General features: G+C 73.2%; 18 protein-coding genes and 1 tRNA gene. 9 read left to right on the top strand and 10 right to left on the bottom strand.

The features are described from left to right. Positions 1-29: 29 nt before the first annotated feature. From DEI88_RS03915 to msrA, 3 genes are all read right to left on the bottom strand, one after another. Positions 30-704: a single-stranded DNA-binding protein gene (locus tag DEI88_RS03915; protein WP_111072226.1), complete on the bottom strand. Its 675-nt coding sequence runs from the start codon at positions 702-704 to the stop codon at positions 30-32. 94 nt (positions 705-798) lie between these two features. Then, a complete protein-coding gene (locus tag DEI88_RS03910; RefSeq protein ID WP_111009946.1) occupies positions 799-1026 on the bottom strand; it encodes a methyltransferase in 228 nt (75 codons plus the stop codon). Between the two features lie 54 nt (positions 1027-1080). Then, the gene (gene msrA, locus DEI88_RS03905; RefSeq protein ID WP_111009948.1) at positions 1081-1608 is read right to left on the bottom strand and encodes a peptide-methionine (S)-S-oxide reductase MsrA; all 528 of its coding nucleotides are present in this window, start codon (positions 1606-1608) and stop codon (positions 1081-1083) included. Between the two features lie 204 nt (positions 1609-1812). Here msrA and DEI88_RS03900 point away from each other — a divergent pair, with 204 nt between their 5' ends. Beyond that, entirely contained in the window at positions 1813-2076 is a 264-nt protein-coding gene (locus DEI88_RS03900) for a hypothetical protein (protein WP_111009950.1), read from the top strand. A gap of 85 nt (positions 2077-2161) precedes the next feature. Then, positions 2162-3478 carry a hypothetical protein gene (locus DEI88_RS03895; protein WP_111072227.1) on the top strand — a complete coding sequence of 439 codons (1317 nt, stop codon included), beginning with the start codon at positions 2162-2164 and terminating at the stop codon, positions 3476-3478. Between the two features lie 69 nt (positions 3479-3547). On the opposite strand, the gene DEI88_RS03890 is transcribed toward DEI88_RS03895, so the two are convergent. From DEI88_RS03890 to DEI88_RS03880, 3 genes are all read right to left on the bottom strand, one after another. Next, positions 3548-3619 (bottom strand) — tRNA-Arg (locus DEI88_RS03890). A gap of 66 nt (positions 3620-3685) precedes the next feature. After that, a complete protein-coding gene (locus tag DEI88_RS03885; RefSeq protein WP_111072228.1) occupies positions 3686-3949 on the bottom strand; it encodes a glutaredoxin family protein in 264 nt (87 codons plus the stop codon). Positions 3950-4004: 55 nt separating this feature from the next. After that, positions 4005-4295: an oligoribonuclease gene (locus DEI88_RS03880; protein WP_111009955.1), complete on the bottom strand. Its 291-nt coding sequence runs from the start codon at positions 4293-4295 to the stop codon at positions 4005-4007. A gap of 110 nt (positions 4296-4405) precedes the next feature. On the opposite strand from DEI88_RS03880, the gene DEI88_RS03875 reads away from it, so the two are divergent. From DEI88_RS03875 to DEI88_RS03855, 5 genes are all read left to right on the top strand, one after another. Further along, a complete protein-coding gene (locus DEI88_RS03875; protein WP_111013794.1) occupies positions 4406-4837 on the top strand; it encodes a MarR family winged helix-turn-helix transcriptional regulator in 432 nt (143 codons plus the stop codon). A 74-nt stretch (positions 4838-4911) separates the two neighbouring features. Continuing rightward, on the top strand, positions 4912-6117 hold the full coding sequence (locus DEI88_RS03870) for an MFS transporter (protein WP_258375126.1): 1206 nt from the start codon (positions 4912-4914) through the stop codon (positions 6115-6117). Between the two features lie 100 nt (positions 6118-6217). After that, the gene (gene orn, locus DEI88_RS03865; protein ID WP_111009960.1) at positions 6218-6853 is read left to right on the top strand and encodes an oligoribonuclease; all 636 of its coding nucleotides are present in this window, start codon (positions 6218-6220) and stop codon (positions 6851-6853) included. A 102-nt stretch (positions 6854-6955) separates the two neighbouring features. After that, on the top strand, positions 6956-8020 hold the full coding sequence (locus DEI88_RS03860; RefSeq protein ID WP_111013797.1) for a beta-ketoacyl-ACP synthase 3: 1065 nt from the start codon (positions 6956-6958) through the stop codon (positions 8018-8020). 47 nt (positions 8021-8067) lie between these two features. Beyond that, on the top strand, positions 8068-8871 hold the full coding sequence (locus DEI88_RS03855) for an enoyl-CoA hydratase/isomerase family protein (protein WP_111072230.1): 804 nt from the start codon (positions 8068-8070) through the stop codon (positions 8869-8871). Between the two features lie 6 nt (positions 8872-8877). Here the strand turns inward: DEI88_RS03855 and DEI88_RS03850 are convergent, their stop codons facing one another. Together DEI88_RS03850 and DEI88_RS03845 are read right to left on the bottom strand one after the other, a co-directional pair. Continuing rightward, positions 8878-9822: an SDR family oxidoreductase gene (locus DEI88_RS03850; protein WP_111013799.1), complete on the bottom strand. Its 945-nt coding sequence runs from the start codon at positions 9820-9822 to the stop codon at positions 8878-8880. A gap of 104 nt (positions 9823-9926) precedes the next feature. Further along, positions 9927-10910 (bottom strand): NADPH:quinone oxidoreductase family protein, encoded by a 984-nt coding sequence (locus DEI88_RS03845; protein WP_111072231.1) that lies wholly within the window; start codon positions 10908-10910, stop codon positions 9927-9929. Positions 10911-11038: 128 nt separating this feature from the next. Between DEI88_RS03845 and DEI88_RS03840 the strand changes: the two genes are divergently transcribed. Continuing rightward, a complete protein-coding gene (locus DEI88_RS03840; protein ID WP_111049442.1) occupies positions 11039-12262 on the top strand; it encodes a beta-ketoacyl-[acyl-carrier-protein] synthase family protein in 1224 nt (407 codons plus the stop codon). A gap of 18 nt (positions 12263-12280) precedes the next feature. Here the strand turns inward: DEI88_RS03840 and DEI88_RS03835 are convergent, their stop codons facing one another. After that, entirely contained in the window at positions 12281-13273 is a 993-nt protein-coding gene (locus tag DEI88_RS03835; RefSeq protein WP_111072232.1) for an amidohydrolase family protein, read from the bottom strand. A gap of 103 nt (positions 13274-13376) precedes the next feature. Continuing rightward, positions 13377-13991, bottom strand: a complete 615-nt coding sequence (locus tag DEI88_RS03830) for a TetR/AcrR family transcriptional regulator (protein WP_111072233.1) — start codon at positions 13989-13991, stop codon at positions 13377-13379. 96 nt (positions 13992-14087) lie between these two features. On the opposite strand from DEI88_RS03830, the gene DEI88_RS03825 reads away from it, so the two are divergent. After that, complete coding sequence (locus DEI88_RS03825) at positions 14088-15050, top strand: zinc-binding dehydrogenase (RefSeq protein WP_111072301.1); 963 nt, start codon at positions 14088-14090, stop codon at positions 15048-15050. Positions 15051-15096 lie beyond the last annotated feature (46 nt).

Raw genomic sequence — 15096 nt, 5'->3', positions numbered from 1 at the left:
ACCCGGGCGGGCCGGGAGACCACTGCCCGTCACGCCGTGGCGTCCACCGCGAGGGCCGAGGGGTCGTGACGGTCCGGGCCAGGGGCCGGTGCGGCGTCGTCGTCGGGCACGACGCCGTCGGGGCCCACGCCCGCGAACTCCGGTGCCACGAACATCCCCGGTGTCGAGGCGAGACCGTCGCCATCCGGGCCGCCGTCGTCCAGGTTCCCGTCCATGGAGCCAGCGTCGTCGGCACCGGGCGTCGCCCCCAGCGCGCCGGCTGCGACCTCGACCGCGACGGCACCGGCCACCGCGCGTTCCTCGGCCGACGGCGCGTCACCCGGAGCCGCCATCTCGTCGGCCGTCTGCCGCGGCGTGCGGCGCCACTGACCGCGCCCGTAGGCCAGGTCGTGCCCGATCGCGTCGGCGTCGATCTCGACCGCGAGCCCCGACCGGTCCTGGCGCTCCCACGTCCGGACCCGCAACCGCCCCGCGACGAGCACCCGGTCCCCCTTGACGACGGAAACGGTGCAGTTCGACGCCAGGCTGCGGAACGCGGTGACCGTGAACCAGTTCGTGTCGCCGTTCACCCAGGCGGAGTTGGCGCGGTCCCACCGCCGCGACGGCGACGCCAGTCGGAAGCTCGTGATGGCCAGGCCGGTCCCCGTGACGAGGTGCCGTGGTTCGGTCGCGACGATGCCGCGGATGGTGATCGTGTCGTTCATGCCCCGATCGTCGGGCCTGGCCCGACGCGGCGAGGCGCTGTCGACCACACCGGTGGACAACCGCCCCGACGGGTCCCTTGGGGACGACGTCCGGTCAGTGGGCGCGGAACTCGGGCCGCTCGGCCAATGGCCCGAGCGCCGCGTGCACGGCACGCTTCGCCGACTCGAGCGTCGGGTACGACGCGTGTCGATCCTCCCGGCCGTACAGCGCGACGCGGAACCCGGCTTCGGTGCGGTGGATGCTGCCCACCGCACCGGCCGGTCCGATCGCGACCCAGGTGTCCGTCGTGCGTGTGGTGACACGCTCGTCCGTCGTCGTCATCGTCGACCACCTCCTCGTGGTCCCGCGCCGCCCGACGACCGGATCGGTGTCCGGCTAAGACGCCAGGATGTACTGAGCGTACGCCCGGCGCACCTTGTTCACCTTGGGCACCGCGACGGCCATGCAGTAGCCCTGACCCGGGTTCTTCGCGAAGAAGTCCTGGTGGTACTCCTCGGCCCGGTAGAACTCCGTGAGCGGCTCGATCGTCGTGACGATGGTGCCGTCCCAGATGTCAGCCGCACGCTCGATCGCGCGCTCGAACAGGGCACGCTGCTCGTCGTCGGCCGGGAACATCGCCGACCGGTACTGGGTGCCGACGTCGGCGCCCTGACGGTTGAGCTGGCGCGGGTCGTGCAGCGTGAAGAAGACGTCGAGGATGACGTCGGCGGGGATCACGGTCTCGTCGAAGGTGACGGCGACCGCTTCGGCGTGCCCGGTCCGGCCGGTGCACACGAGCTCGTACGAGGGGTCGGCGACCGTCCCGCCGACGTAACCGGACACGACGTCCTGCACGCCCTGGAGCGTGCGGTACACCGCGTCGAGACACCAGAAACAACCACCTGCGAGCACGAACGTCGTCATGGGGGCAACCTACCTTCCGCGGCCGGGCGACTCCCGGCTGGGTGGTCAACGACGACGGGCCCCTCGCCATTCCCCGGCCCGCCCTCCACACGGGAGGCACGGCGCCCGTCGTCCACACCGGTCGCGGTCGCGCGCTGCGCTGTCGGCGGGTGCTCCTAGCGTCGTCGTCGAGCCGGGAACCGCCTGGCGGACGAGGAGGCGACATTGGAGACGACAGCAGCTCCCTGGCGGATCGGGACGCCACGGCCGGTCGCGCGTTCCCGTGGCGGCCTCCGCGTCCTCGACGTGCGTGAGGACCTGAGCCGGGTGACCCGCGCGAACGGCGAGATCGTCGGGTACGTGGACCGCGTCGAGGTCGCGGGCGCTCCGGCATACCGAGCGCGCCGATACGTCCCCGCCGAGCGTCGCTTCGTGGCGCTCCCCACGGTGTGGGACCCGGACGACGCCGTCGACTGCCTGCGCTGGTGACACCGATCGGACCCTCCGCGGGGCGGTTCTCGGCAATGGCCTGTCGCACGCCGACGGCGCCGCGAGCCATGGATATGGTGCGCACATGCAATGGTGGAACAGCTTCATCGACTGGTCGGGTTCGGCCCATGGGTGGCGACTCATCTCGGGCGCGATCATCCCGTTCGTCGCGATCGTCGTCGCGGGCATCGTCGCGGCCCTCATCGGTCGCGGTGCCACCAAGCGCGTCGTGGCGATGCAGGAGCGCGAAGCGAAGAACGCCGCCGTCGCCGGCGTGATCTCCGCCGCCCGCAAGGCGGCGACCTGGGGTTCGCTGGGCCACGACGAGCGTTCCTATGCGGATCACCTGGCCGAGGACGCCGACATCCGGCTGCGGCTCCTGCCCGTGGTCGGTGCACCCGTGGCGGCGAACTGGGCGCAGCACGAGATCGCCGACATCAAGAAGCACTCGTCGACCTTCAGCTTCCAGGCCGAACAGTCGCTGTCCGAGTTCCGTGACCGGATGCTCGAGTGGCAGGCGCGGCCGTCCAGGGCACGCAAGCTGTTCCGCGCGGACCTGGAGCGCTGGAAGTTCGAGAGCCCGGACCCCGACGCCGACCTCGTCAAGCGCCAGCAGGAGTGGAACGCGGACCAGACCGACGCGGTACGGGCGGGATCCGGTGCCGAGCGCGGTGCCACGATGACGCCCCTCCGCGCCGGGCGCTCGGACGCGACGGGCACGACCGCGACGGGCACGACCGCGACGGGCACGACCGCGGCGAGCGGGACCGCCGACGCCGCCGCCGGTGGGGTGACGGTCGGTTCGGGGACCGCTCCGCGTCCAGCGCCGATCGCACCGGTGCTCCCCCGTGTGGATCGCAGCCCCCTGCCTGATCGCGCCGCATCGGCAGCTCGCGGCACACTGACCGACCGCAGTGCTTCGGCAGACAGCAGCACCCCGACGGACCGCGCCCCTTCGGCACGGCCGGTCGGGACGCCGGACCGCGAGGCGGGAGCCGACGGATCGGCAGCGGTGGCGCCGTCCGGCACGGCAGTGTCCGGTACCGGCGGGACCGAGGCGGACCGGCAGACGGCCGTGGTGCCGGCAGTGGCCCTCGCACGACCGTCGACGTCGGAGCGTCCGGCGACCCAGTCCCCGACCGCGGCCCCGGCCCCGGCCCCGGCCCAGGTCGCCCCGGTGAGCGCGGATGAGTCCGGCGAGCAGGGCCGACCGGCGGGCGAGCTGACGGACCCGAAGGTCGACGCAGCCGGGCCCGCGACCACGAACACGACGTCGATCCCGACCCGCATTGCCGACGCGCCGGTCGAGCCGGCCGATCCCGACGAAACAGACGAGGCGCCGTACGGTTCGCCGGTCAGCGCAGCGGAACTCCGGCGCCGGGCCGACCAGGACGACGACTGATCGAGCGCCCGCTCAGACGGACCACATGGACGGCCGCTCCCTCGACGGGGGCGGCCGTTCGTCGTCGCGCGCCCCCGGCAGGATTCGAACCCGCGACAGGATGGGTAGAAACCATCTGCTCTTCCACTGAGCTACGGAGGCCTGCGAGCGATTGTACGGCGTGGCCGTGGACGGCGACGGGTCGCATGCCGGGACGACGGGGGCGCGTCAGGGCAGCGCGCGGGCGAGCGCCGTCAGCAGCTGGTCCGCCCGCGGGACCCCTGCGGCACGGAACACCTCGTCACCGTCCGCCCCGCTGATGACGATGGTCGGCGTGGAGCGGATGCCGAGCGCCTCGACCCGGTCCGGGTGCGCCGCGACGTCGAGCTCCCGCACCTCGAGCGCGGGGACGAGCCGCTGTGCCTCGCCGACGACCCGTCGTGCCGCGGCGCAGGGGGCGCAGAACGCGGACGTGTACAGGTCGAGGTGCATGCGGGGCCGAACGCGATCCGGCCGACCTCCATTCCCGGAGGCCGGCCGACGCGGGTCAGGGGCGGTCGAACTCGCCGGTGCGGTCGCCCCGGTTCTCGAGTGCGTCGACGGGGTCCGAGTGCTCGGCGTCCCAGCGGTAGTCGACGTGCACCTGGTCGACGACCTGCTTGGCGTTCTCGGCCTTGTAGGTGAACGCGGTCTCGAGTCCGTCGACGATCGCGAACGCCGTCACCTCGTCGTCCCACGTGTCGCTCGTCGCGGTGCGGGTGTCCGTCGTGCCGTTGAAGGGGCCGTCGTGGTAGATGGCGGTGTACTCGTCGCCCTCGTGGATGGTGATGTCGCTCATTCGTCCCTTCTACCAGTCGGGGCATCGAGCGGCCCGCGCATCGGGCACCACGAGGACGGTCGGGAGGACGGCCCTTGTCCGATACATAGCTCAGCTATAGAATTGTCGGCATGGACGATCGCGAGGCCACCATCGAGGCGCTCCTCGTGTCCGTGAATCGACTGATCCGTCGCGCTGCCCGCGCCAGCGGCAACACGACCTCGTCGGCCGTGTGGCGGACCCTCGGCATCCTCGACAGCGACGGCACGATGCGCCTCGGCGAGCTCGCCGCGGTCAGCCGGGTCAGCCAGCCGACGATGACCAAGCTCGTCGCGGGCATGGTCACGGACGGCCTCGCGAGCCGGACCACCGACCCGGAGGACTCCCGGGCCGGCCTCATCACGATCACCGACGCCGGTCACCAGGCCATCCGGGACTGGCGCGCCACCCTCGCGCGCGAGGTCGGTCCGCTCTTCGCGGACCTCGACCCCGACGAGTGGGACACCCTGCACCGAGCAGCGACCCTCGTCACGGCGAGGGTCAGGACGGAGACACCCGCGTGACGGACCACGCAGCACCGACCGGCACCGGCCACGGCCCCACCGGCCACGGCAGCAGCAGCAGCAGCAGCAGCAGCATCCTCAAGCAGTCCTCGGCGGTCTGGGCGATCGCCTTCGCCTGCGTCGTGGCGTTCATGGGCATCGGGCTCGTGGACCCGATCCTCCCGGCGATCGCGCAGTCCCTCAAGGCCACGCCGACGCAGACCGAGCTCCTGTTCACGAGTTACCTCGCGGTGACGGGCGTCGCGATGTTCTTCACGAGCTGGGTCTCGAGCCGGATCGGCGCGAAGAAGACGCTCATGATCGGGCTCGCGCTCATCGTGCTGTTCTCGGTGCTCGCCGCCACGTCGGGCAGCGTCTGGCACATCATCGACTTCCGCGCCGGGTGGGGGCTCGGCAACGCGCTCTTCATCTCGACCGCGCTCGCCACGATCGTCGGTGCGGCGTCGGGCGGGACGGCCTCGGCGATCATCCTGTACGAGGCGGCGCTCGGGCTCGGCATCGCGATCGGTCCGCTGGTCGGCGGGCTCCTCGGGTCGATCAGCTGGCGCGGGCCGTTCTTCGGCGTGACGACGCTCATGGCGATCGCGTTCGTGGCGATCCTCGTGTTCCTCCGGGGCAACGGGGTGGAGAAGCCGTCGCCCACCCCGCTGTCCGCCCCGTTCCGCGCGCTCGGCCGTCCGGCGCTGGCCGCCCTCGCCGCGACCGCGCTGTTCTACAACATCGGCTTCTTCGTGCTCCTCGCCTACACGCCGTACCCGCTCGGCTTCGACGCGCTCGGCATCGGCTTCACCTTCTTCGGTTGGGGTGTCGGCCTCGCGGTCACCTCGGTGTGGGTCGCGCCGATGCTGACGGCCCGGCTCCGGCGCACGTCGGTGCTCCGGCTCGCGCTGCCGCTGCTGGCGCTCGACCTGTTCGCGGCGGCGGTCGTGGTGCACAGCCAGGTCGGCCTGGTGATCTGCGTGGTGATCGGCGGTCTCGTGCTCGGCGTGCTCAACACCGTCCTCACCGAGAGCGTCATGGAGGCCACGGACCTGCCCCGTGCCGTTGCGTCGAGCGCCTACTCGGCCGTCCGGTTCATCGGCGGCGCGGTGGCCCCGCCGGTCGCGACGCTGCTCGCGGACGCGATCGCCCCGAGTGCCGCGTACGTCTTCGCCGGCGCGTCCGTCACGGTCGCCTTCGTCGTGACGCTCGTCGCGGCGCGCGCACTCCGCCGCGTCGACGACGGACCCGAGCCCCAGCGCATCGAGGCGGAGGCCGTCAGCGCCGGCAAGGTGAGCTGACCACCGGACGTCCGCCGCGCCTCCCGACCGCACGCGGCCCGGCCGGGAGGCCCGACCCCGCCCCCCAGGACCGTCACCGGACCGGCATAGGATCGAGCACATGTCCACGTCACACGACCGCCTCGTCTGGATCGACTGCGAGATGACGGGGCTCGACCTCGACGCCGACGAACTCGTCGAGGTCGCGGTCGTCGTCACGGACTTCGACCTCGAGCCGGTCCACCCGGGCTTCGACATCGTCATCAAGCCGAACCAGTCGGCACTCGACAACATGAACGACTTCGTGCGGAACATGCACACGACCTCGGGCCTCATCGACGAGATCCCGAACGGCGTGAGCCTGGCCGACGCGGAGTACCAGGTGCTCGAGTACATCCTGCGGCACGTCCCCGCCGAGGGCTCGGCACCGCTGGCGGGCAACACGATCGGCACCGACCGGTCGTTCCTCGCGCGGTACATGCCCCGGGTCGACAACCACCTGCACTACCGCAGCGTCGACGTGTCGAGCATCAAGGAACTCTGCCGCCGCTGGTTCCCGCGCGTGTACTTCAACGCACCGGAGAAGCACGGCGGCCACCGCGCCCTGGCCGACATCCTCGAGTCGATCCGGGAGCTCGAGTACTACCGGCGCGCGGGGTTCGTCGCCGAGCCGGGGCCGGCCACCGAGGACGTGCGCGGGATCGCGGAGCAGGTCGTCGACAAGTGGGAGTCCCGGCTGGCCGCACCGCAGGCCTGACCGGCAGCGCGGCGCCGGACTGTCCCCTCGACGCGGACGCCCCGGACTGGGGTCACCAAACCCCGAGCCGGGCCGCCTCGAACACATAGCGTGTCCAGCACCATGCGCAGCGCGACCACCACAACGGCCTCCCGCATCATCAGCGTCGGGGGCGTCCGCGGGGACCTCGTCGTCCCGAACGACGACCTCGTCGGTCCCATCGACTCGTCCGACGAGTGGATCCGCCGCCGCACGGGGATCGTCACGCGTCGGCACGCGCGCAAGGAGGTCCTGGTCGAGGACCTCGCCGAGCAGGCCGGGCGCAGTGCGATCGAGGCCGCCGGGATCGACCCCGAGCAGGTCGACGTCGTCATCGTCGCGAGCATCTCGTGGATGCAGACCACGCCCGCGATGGCGCCCCTCGTGGCGCATCGGCTCGGCACCGGACCCGGCACCGCCGCGTTCGACGCCAACGCCGCCTGTGCGGGCTACTGCTACGGGATCGGCCAAGCGGATGCGATGATCCGCTCGGGGCTCGCCCGGCACGTCCTGGTGATCGGTGCCGAGAAGATCTCCGACTTCATCGAGCCGACCGACCGCACGATGTCGTTCATCATGGGTGACGGCTCGGGTGCCGCACTCGTCGGACCGAGCGACACCCCCGGCATCGGCCCGACCGTGTGGGGGTCGGACGGCCGCCTCAACGGCGCGATCGGGCTGACGCACTCGTGGCTCGACTTCAAGTACGCCGCCGACGACGAGCGCGTGCCGTGGCCGACCGCGCGCCAGGACGGACCGAGCGTGTACCGGTGGACGCAGACGGCGCTGCCGGAGCTCGCGCTCAAGGCGATCGCGGACGCGGGCCTGACCCCGAAGGACATCGAGGTCTTCGTGCCGCACCAGGCGAACCTCCGGATCGTCGAGGGACTGCACGACCGGCTCGGACTCGCCGACGACGTCATCGTCGCGCGCGATATCGTCGACACGGGCAACACGTCGTCCGCGTCGGTGCCGCTCGCGACCGAGCGGCTGCTGCGTGAGGGACTCGCGCAGCCGGGCCAGATCGCCCTGCAGTTCGGGTTCGGCGCCGGGCTGGCGTACGCCGCGCAGGTCGTGCGGCTGCCCGAGCACGTGGGCGTCGCCGGACCCGGCGCGCCCGTCCCGGTCGCGGAACCGGTCGCCGTGTGAGTCCCTGGACGTCGGCGGGCGCCGCGCCTGCCGAACCGAGGAGCACCGTGACCGCGCACCAGCCCACCGTCGTCGTGACCCGCCCCGCGCCGGGCGTCGTCCTGGCGACGCTGTCCCGCCCGGAGCGGCTCAACGCGATCACGGTCGGGATGTTCGCCGAGCTCGAGGAGCTCGCCGCATCGCTCGCCCGCGACGAGCACGTCCGCGTGCTCGTGCTCACGGGCGCCGGCCGGGGGTTCTCGTCCGGCTACGACCTCGACGAGGCGAAGGAGCTCCCGCAGCTCACCGCCATGGGGATGCTCGCCCGCCAGGAGGCCGCGGCACGCGCGCTCGTCGGCCTCCGGTCCCTGCCGATCCCCGTCGTCGCGGCGGTGAACGGTCCGGCCGCCGGTGGCGGGTTCTCGCTGGCCCTCGCGGCGGACATCCGACTCGCCTCCCCCACGGCCACCTTCGTCGCGTCGTTCGTCCGGATCGGCCTGTCCGCCGGTGATCTCGGGTTGTCCTGGCTCCTCCCACGCGTGATCGGGTCGGGCCGCGCCGCGGAGATCACGTTGACCGGTCGCGCGGTCGACGCCGCCGAGGCGGAGCGGATCGGACTCGTGTCCCGCGTCGTCCCGGCGGAGTCCCTGCTCGAGGAGGCGCTGGCCACCGCGGCCGCGATCGTGGGGAACTCGCCGTCGGGCGTCCGGTTCTCGAAGCGAGCGTTGCAGCACAACCTCGAGATCGGGTCGTACGCCGCGGCGGTCGAGTACGAGAGCCGAGGACAGGCGCTGCTGTCCCGGACCGCGGACATGGCCGAGGCGCTCGACGCGTTCCTGAACCGGCGCCCGCCCGAGTTCACCGGGCAGTGACCGCCCCTACCGCTGGTCGGCCCCGGCGCCCTCCGCCTGCTGCGCCTTCGTCGCGGCCGCAGCGGCCTTGCCCCGAGCGCGGATCGCGGCCCAGTCGTCCGCGGTGAGGTGGGTGAGGTCCGAGAACGTCGACGGTCCGGCGAGCCGCTGCCCGCCGTCCATCGCGATCGTCTCGCCGGTCAGGTAGTCGCACGCGTCGGACAGCAGGAACATGACGAGGTTCGCGACCTCGTCGGGGCGCCCGAACCGGCCCGCGGGGACGCCGCGCACGTCGGTGGCCCCGATGACCGAGCTGTCCCCGGGGTCGAGGACGTCCCAGGCGAACTCCGTCGGCACCGGACCGGGCGCGACGGCGTTCAACCGGATCCCGTAGTGCGCCCACTCGACGGCGAGCGACATCGTCATCGCGTTCACGGCGGCCTTCGACATCGCCGACGGCACGACGTAGGCCGAACCGGTCTCGACCCACGTGGTCAGGAGGGACACGACGGCGCCGGGGAGGCCCTCGCGGATCCATCGGCGACCGACGGCGTGCGTGACGTGGAACGAGCCGTTGATCACCGTCGAGGTCACCGCGGCGAACGCGCGTGCGGACAGCGACTCGGTCGGGGCGATGAAGTTCGCGGCGGCGCCGTTGACGAGCCCGGTGAGGGGACGACCCCCGGCGTGCATCCGGTCGACCGCGGCGTCGACGGCCTCGGCGTCCCGCACGTCGACCGAGTCGACGACGATCCGCGACGGGTCACCGAGCATCGCGATCTCGCTCGCGGCGGCGTCGAGCACGGCACGGCGGCGGCCCCAGAGCACGACCTCGGCCCCGTGGGCGACGAGGGCGCCGGCGATCGCCTTGCCCAGGCCGGACCCGCCGCCGGTCACGAGGATCCGATCGCCCTCGAGGAGGGTCGGCGAGTAGGGATCGCGCCGCTCACCGTCCGCTGGTCCACGTGCCAAGGTCCACCACCGTTCCGGTCCACCTGGCAGCCGGTGTCGTTCGGGTCGACACCGTGTCACTGCCGTTCAGCACGCTACCAGGAGGGCGGTCCGCGCCCGTCCGGTCACGGGCCGGTGACGACCACCTTGCCGAGGGCGTCGCGGGACTCGATGAGGCGCATCGCCTCGGCGGCCTCGACGAACGGGAACACACGCCCGACGACGGGGTGGATCCGTCCCGCCGCCATGAGGTCCTGCACGGCGTCGCGGACCATGCGCAGCGTGCCGGGGTACTCGGCGTCCATGGTGTCCATCGAGATCCCCGTGACGGACAGGTTCCGCAGGAGCAGCCGGTTCACCCGGACCTCGGGGATCGAACCGCCGGCGAACCCGATGACGACGAGCATCCCACCCGTGCGGAGCGCCCGCAGCGAGTCGGTGAAGCGGTCGCCGCCGACGGGGTCGAGCACGGCGTCGACCCCGTGGCCGTCGGTCAGGCGCAGGACGTCGTCCTTCCAGGGGCCGTCCGACCGGATGACCTCGTCGGCACCCGCCCGGCGCGCGAGCTCCGCCTTGTCGTCCGACGAGACGACCGCGATCGCGCGGACGCCGAAGGCGTCGGCGAGGTCGAGCAGGGCTGTCCCGACGCCGCCGGCCGCACCGTGGACGAGCACCGTGCCTCCCGGACGGACGCCCGACCGGTGCAGCGCGAACCAGGCGGTCGAGTAGTTGAGGTACACCGCCGCCCCCTGAACGAACGACATGTCGTCGGGGAGTTTCGCCGTGTAGTCCGGCGCGACGACCGCCCGCTCGGCCATGCCGCCCCAGAACACGATGCTGCCGACGCGGTCGCCCACCGCGAAGCCACTCGCCGGGTCCGCCTCGACCACGACACCCGCGATCTCGCTGCCGAGCACGTAGGGGGTGGGCGTGCCGTACTGGTAGCGGCCCCGGCTCTGCAGGACGTCGATGACGCTCAGGCCCACCGCACGGACCTCGACGACGACCCGGACGCCGCCCGCACGGTGGTGGTGGTGTCCGGGTTCCGGGACGTCTCGGACGACCGCCGCGTCGGGACCGTCCAGCCGCTCGATGACGATCGCCTGCACCCGTCGAGCCTAGCCGCGGCTCCGAACACGGCGGGACCGCTCGTTGGAGGATCACCACCGTCCGGTCGCCGAACCGTGGTGGGACCTCCACCGATTCGACCCCCGGACCCGCTGCGAGGATGGACCGCATGACCAGCACCCGCGTCGCCGTCACCGGCCTCGGCGCCGTCTCCCCCGTCGGCGCCGACGCCCCGAGCACCTGGGCGGCGTTCCTCGCCGGTCGCTCCGGTGTCGCCCTGATCGAGGACGACTGGGCGGCGGACCTGCCGGTCCGCATCGGTGCGCGCGTCGACGCGGACCTCGGCGCGCACCTGACGGTGCGCGAGACGAAGCGCATGGACCGCGCGGAGCAGATCGCCATGGTCGCCGGCCGGGAGGCGTGGGCCCACGCCGGGTACGACGGCCCCCTCACCGACGACGACCGGGACCGCGCCGCCGTGGTCGTGGGCACCGCGATCGGCGGCCTGCACTCGACCATCGAGCAGCAGCACGCGCTCGAGCGGTCGGGATCCCGGAAGGTGCTCCCCCACACCGTCACGATGATGATGGCGAACGGCGCGGCGGCCTGGCTCTCGATGGCGATCGGCGCCCGCGGCGGAGCCAGTGCGCCCGTGTCCGCGTGCGCGTCGAGCACCGAGGCCCTCGGGCAGGCGCGGATGCTCATCGCGTCCGGCGCGGCCGACGTCGTGCTCGCCGGCGGCACCGAGGCCTGCGTCGAGGGCCTCACGCTCGCGGCGCTCGCCCAGACCCGCGCGTTGTCGCGGCGGCAGGACGACCCGAGCCGTGCCTCCCGGCCGTTCGCGGCCGACCGCGACGGCTTCGTGCTCGGCGAGGGGGCGGCGATGCTCGTGCTCGAGTCCGAGGACCACGCCCGCGCACGCGGCGCCCGGGTGCTCGCGTGGCTCGACGGGTCGGCCGTGACGAGCGACGCCCACGACATCGTCCAGGCCGACCCGGACAACCAGGCGCGCACCATGACGCTCGCCCTGCGGGTGGCGGGTGTCCCCGGGTCCGAGATCGGGTTCGTGCACGCCCACGCGACCTCGACGCCGCTCGGGGACCTCAACGAGTCACGCGCGATCCTGTCGTCCGTCGGGGCGCACCCCGTCGTGACGTCGACGAAGTCCATGACGGGGCACCTGCTCGGGGCGTCCGGCGCGCTCGGGGCGGTGGCCGTGGTCGAGGCCCTGCGGACCGGGACGGTCCCGCCGACGACGAACGTCGACGCCGTGGACCCCGAGGTCGAGGTCGACGTGGCGACGACACCGCGGACGGTCGACACCGGGGTCGCCCTGCTCAACTCGTTCGGCTTCGGCGGCCACAACGCGTCGCTCGTGTTCGCGCGGGCGTAGGGCGGGCCTCCCGCGGAGCTACCGCGCCACGTCGTCGCCGAGCCCGAACACGCGCCGTGCGTTGCCGCTCGTGAACGCCTCGCGGTCGGCGTCCGAGTCGAACTCGGCGAGGAACCGCTCGACATCCGCGCGCGTCGGCCGCTGGAACGGGTAGTCGGTCGAGAACACGAGGCGGTCGACCGACGTGACGGTCAGGGCGTGCCGGAGGAGCGCGGGGTTGAACATGCCCGACGTCGTCACGACCACGTTCGACCGCAGGTACTCGACCACCGGGCGGTCGAGCCCAGCGGTGCGCGCGAGGCTCTGGATGCGGTCGACCCAGAACAGCAGGAGTTCGCCCCAGTGCCCCAGGACGATCTGGAGGTCCGGGTGCCGGTCGAACGTGCCCCGGGCGATCAGACGGAGCGCCGCCACCGCGGCCTCGAGGTGCCAGCCCCACCCGAAGGTCGACAGCGCGAGGTCGGTCATCGGGTCGAAGCCGGAGTAGGACGCCTCGCGCACGGCCCGCGGTGGGATCTGCGGGTGGATGAACACCGGGAGGCCCCGGGCGGCCGCCACGGCGAACAGGTCGTCGTACCGTGGGTCGTCGAGGGGGACGTCGCCCGTGCGGCCGTAGACCATCGCCCCGACGAACCCGAGGTCGGCGGCTCGCTCGAGCTCGGCGACGACGGCGCTCGGGTCCGCCATCGGGAGGGTCGCCATCGCACGGAAGCGGTCGGGACGGCGTGCGACCGCGGCGGCCGCCGCGTCGTTGAGGTCGCGGCTCGCCGCCACCGCGTCGGCGGGGTCGAGTGGTCCGGTCGCGGGCGGGGCCACGGACAGGACCTGCAGGTCGACGCCCTGCTCGTCCATGACGGCGAGGCGCGCGGCGTCGAGGTCCTCGAGCAGGGCGAGGGTGTCCCCGTGCTCGTTGAGGACGAGGCTGTCGTCCCGACGGTCCCCGGGGAGCCGTTCGAGGGCCTGGCGGAGGTCGGGGGTCGTCCAGTGTTCTTCGATGGCGATGACGGTCACGCTCCGGAGCCTGCCACGTGCGCGCCTCGCGGGTTCGTCGCGCGCTCAGCCCACGGGGACGCCGACCCGACGTCGCCCGACCCGTGCATCGGGGTGCCGACGGTCAGCGGCGGTGCGCGACGATCGTGCGTGGTGCCGGTGGGAGCGACGCATTCGACCGGGAGGCCCGGAACGCGTCGAGCGCGAGGGTCGCGGACCGCCGCGCCACGGCCTCCCGGTCGGCCGTCGCCACGGACGGGGCGGCACGTCCGGCAAGGAGCACGAGGACGACGTCGTCGACCCCCACGTCGGTGCGCAGTGCGCCGACGAGCTGCGCCCGCCGCACGAGATCGGCGATGATCCGGAGCAGTGCCGTGCGGTGGGTGTGCAGGGCCTCGCCGGACGGGTCGGCCGCGGTCATCGCTTCCGTGAAGCCCCGGTTCCGCGCGTTGAGCACGGCCAACGCGACGACCATCGAGCAGAAGCCGTGCCACGGGTCCGGGTCGGCCGCGCCGTCCTCGACGGCCGCACGACAGGCGCGGAGCTCGTCAGCGAAGGCAGCGTCCACGAGCGCCTGCTTCGTCGGGAACCGGCGGTAGAGGGTCGCCGGCCCGACGTCGGCGCGCCGAGCGACCTCGCGCATCGTGACCGCGAGGCCGCGCTCGGCGAACAGCGCACGCGCGGCGTCGAGTGCCCGATCGCGGTTGTCCTGGGCGTCGGTCCGCAGGATGTGAGGCAATGGGTCCCCCGTGGTTCCCACTTCGACCAAGTGGACGGGAGCGTCCACTACCGTCCCGAGCGTACCGCGGGTGCGGTGCCGGGAGCGGAGGACGACGTGCGTGCAGTGGTGATCGAGCGGTTCGGCGACCCGGACGGGATGGTGGTGGCGGACCTCCCGGCCCCGGTCGCCGGACCGGGGCAGCTCGTCATCGGGACCGAGGCGATCGGCGTCGGCGGGGTCGACGCGGTCATCCGGCGCGGCACCCTCGGCGGCCGCGGAGCCGCGGGCGGCCTGGTGCCGGGCAGCGAGGTCGCCGGCACCGTGACGTCCGTCGGCGACGGCGTCGACACCGCGTGGATCGGCCGCCGGGTCTGGGCGTTCACGGGCCGCGGGGGCGGGTACGTCGAGCAGGCCGTGGCGAGGATCGGGGACGTCGTCGCCCTGCCGGCCGACCTCACCTCGACCGACGCGGTGACCCTGGGGAGCGCCGCCCCTGTCGCGCACTTCGCGCTCGAGCACGCCCGGCTGGTGCCGGGAGCGTCCGTGCTCGTCCGCGGTGCGGCCGGGAGCATCGGCATCGCCGCGGTGGAGCTCGCCGTCCGTGGTGGTGCCGGCACCGTCGCGGTGACGACGTCGTCGGCGGAGCGGGGGCGGCGACTCCGCGCGCTCGGGGCCACCCATGTCCTGGATCGCGCAGGCTCGGGCGATGCTCTGGCGCCCGACGCGTTCGACGTGGTCCTGGACGTCGTCGGCGGCGCGGACGTCGGGCGGTTCATCGACCTGCTGGCCGCGAACGGCCGCATGGTCATGGTCGGCGCCGTCGCGGGGATGCCCCCTGCTGACTTCGGTACGGCGCTCCTGCGGTCGTTCCAGCGGTCACGCTCGTTCGCGACGTTCAGCCTCGACACCGTCCCGACCGCGGCACGGGACGCGTTCCGCGCCGACGCGTTCGCGGCGGCCGCGCGCGGGGAACTCCATGCCGTGGTCGACACGGTGCTGCCGCTCGGACGGGCCGCGGAGGCGCATCGGCGGATGGACGCCGGCAGCGTCTTCGGGCGGATCGTCCTGACACCCTGACGGCACCCGCCCGACCTCGTGGTGTCGGTGGTCGGGGCCACGATGG

Origin of the sequence: Curtobacterium sp. MCBD17_003 (genome assembly GCF_003234885.2) — a bacterium.
In the GTDB taxonomy this organism is placed as follows: Bacteria; Actinomycetota; Actinomycetes; order Actinomycetales; family Microbacteriaceae; genus Curtobacterium.
Note: the sequence above shows the minus strand (reverse complement) of the source record. Positions and strands in the feature narration are given on the sequence as shown.

Coding starts and splice junctions, on each gene's coding strand:
- DEI88_RS03915 (WP_111072226.1), bottom strand. CDS start 704: ATGAACGACACGATCACCATCCGCGGCATCGTCGCGACCGAACCACGG.
- DEI88_RS03910 (WP_111009946.1), bottom strand. CDS start 1,026: ATGACGACGACGGACGAGCGTGTCACCACACGCACGACGGACACCTGG.
- DEI88_RS03875 (WP_111013794.1), top strand. CDS start 4,406: ATGGACGATCGCGAGGCCACCATCGAGGCGCTCCTCGTGTCCGTGAAT.
- orn (WP_111009960.1), top strand. CDS start 6,218: ATGTCCACGTCACACGACCGCCTCGTCTGGATCGACTGCGAGATGACG.
- DEI88_RS03860 (WP_111013797.1), top strand. CDS start 6,956: ATGCGCAGCGCGACCACCACAACGGCCTCCCGCATCATCAGCGTCGGG.
- DEI88_RS03840 (WP_111049442.1), top strand. CDS start 11,039: ATGACCAGCACCCGCGTCGCCGTCACCGGCCTCGGCGCCGTCTCCCCC.
- DEI88_RS03895 (WP_111072227.1), top strand. CDS start 2,162: ATGCAATGGTGGAACAGCTTCATCGACTGGTCGGGTTCGGCCCATGGG.
- DEI88_RS03885 (WP_111072228.1), bottom strand. CDS start 3,949: ATGCACCTCGACCTGTACACGTCCGCGTTCTGCGCCCCCTGCGCCGCG.
- DEI88_RS03880 (WP_111009955.1), bottom strand. CDS start 4,295: ATGAGCGACATCACCATCCACGAGGGCGACGAGTACACCGCCATCTAC.
- msrA (WP_111009948.1), bottom strand. CDS start 1,608: ATGACGACGTTCGTGCTCGCAGGTGGTTGTTTCTGGTGTCTCGACGCG.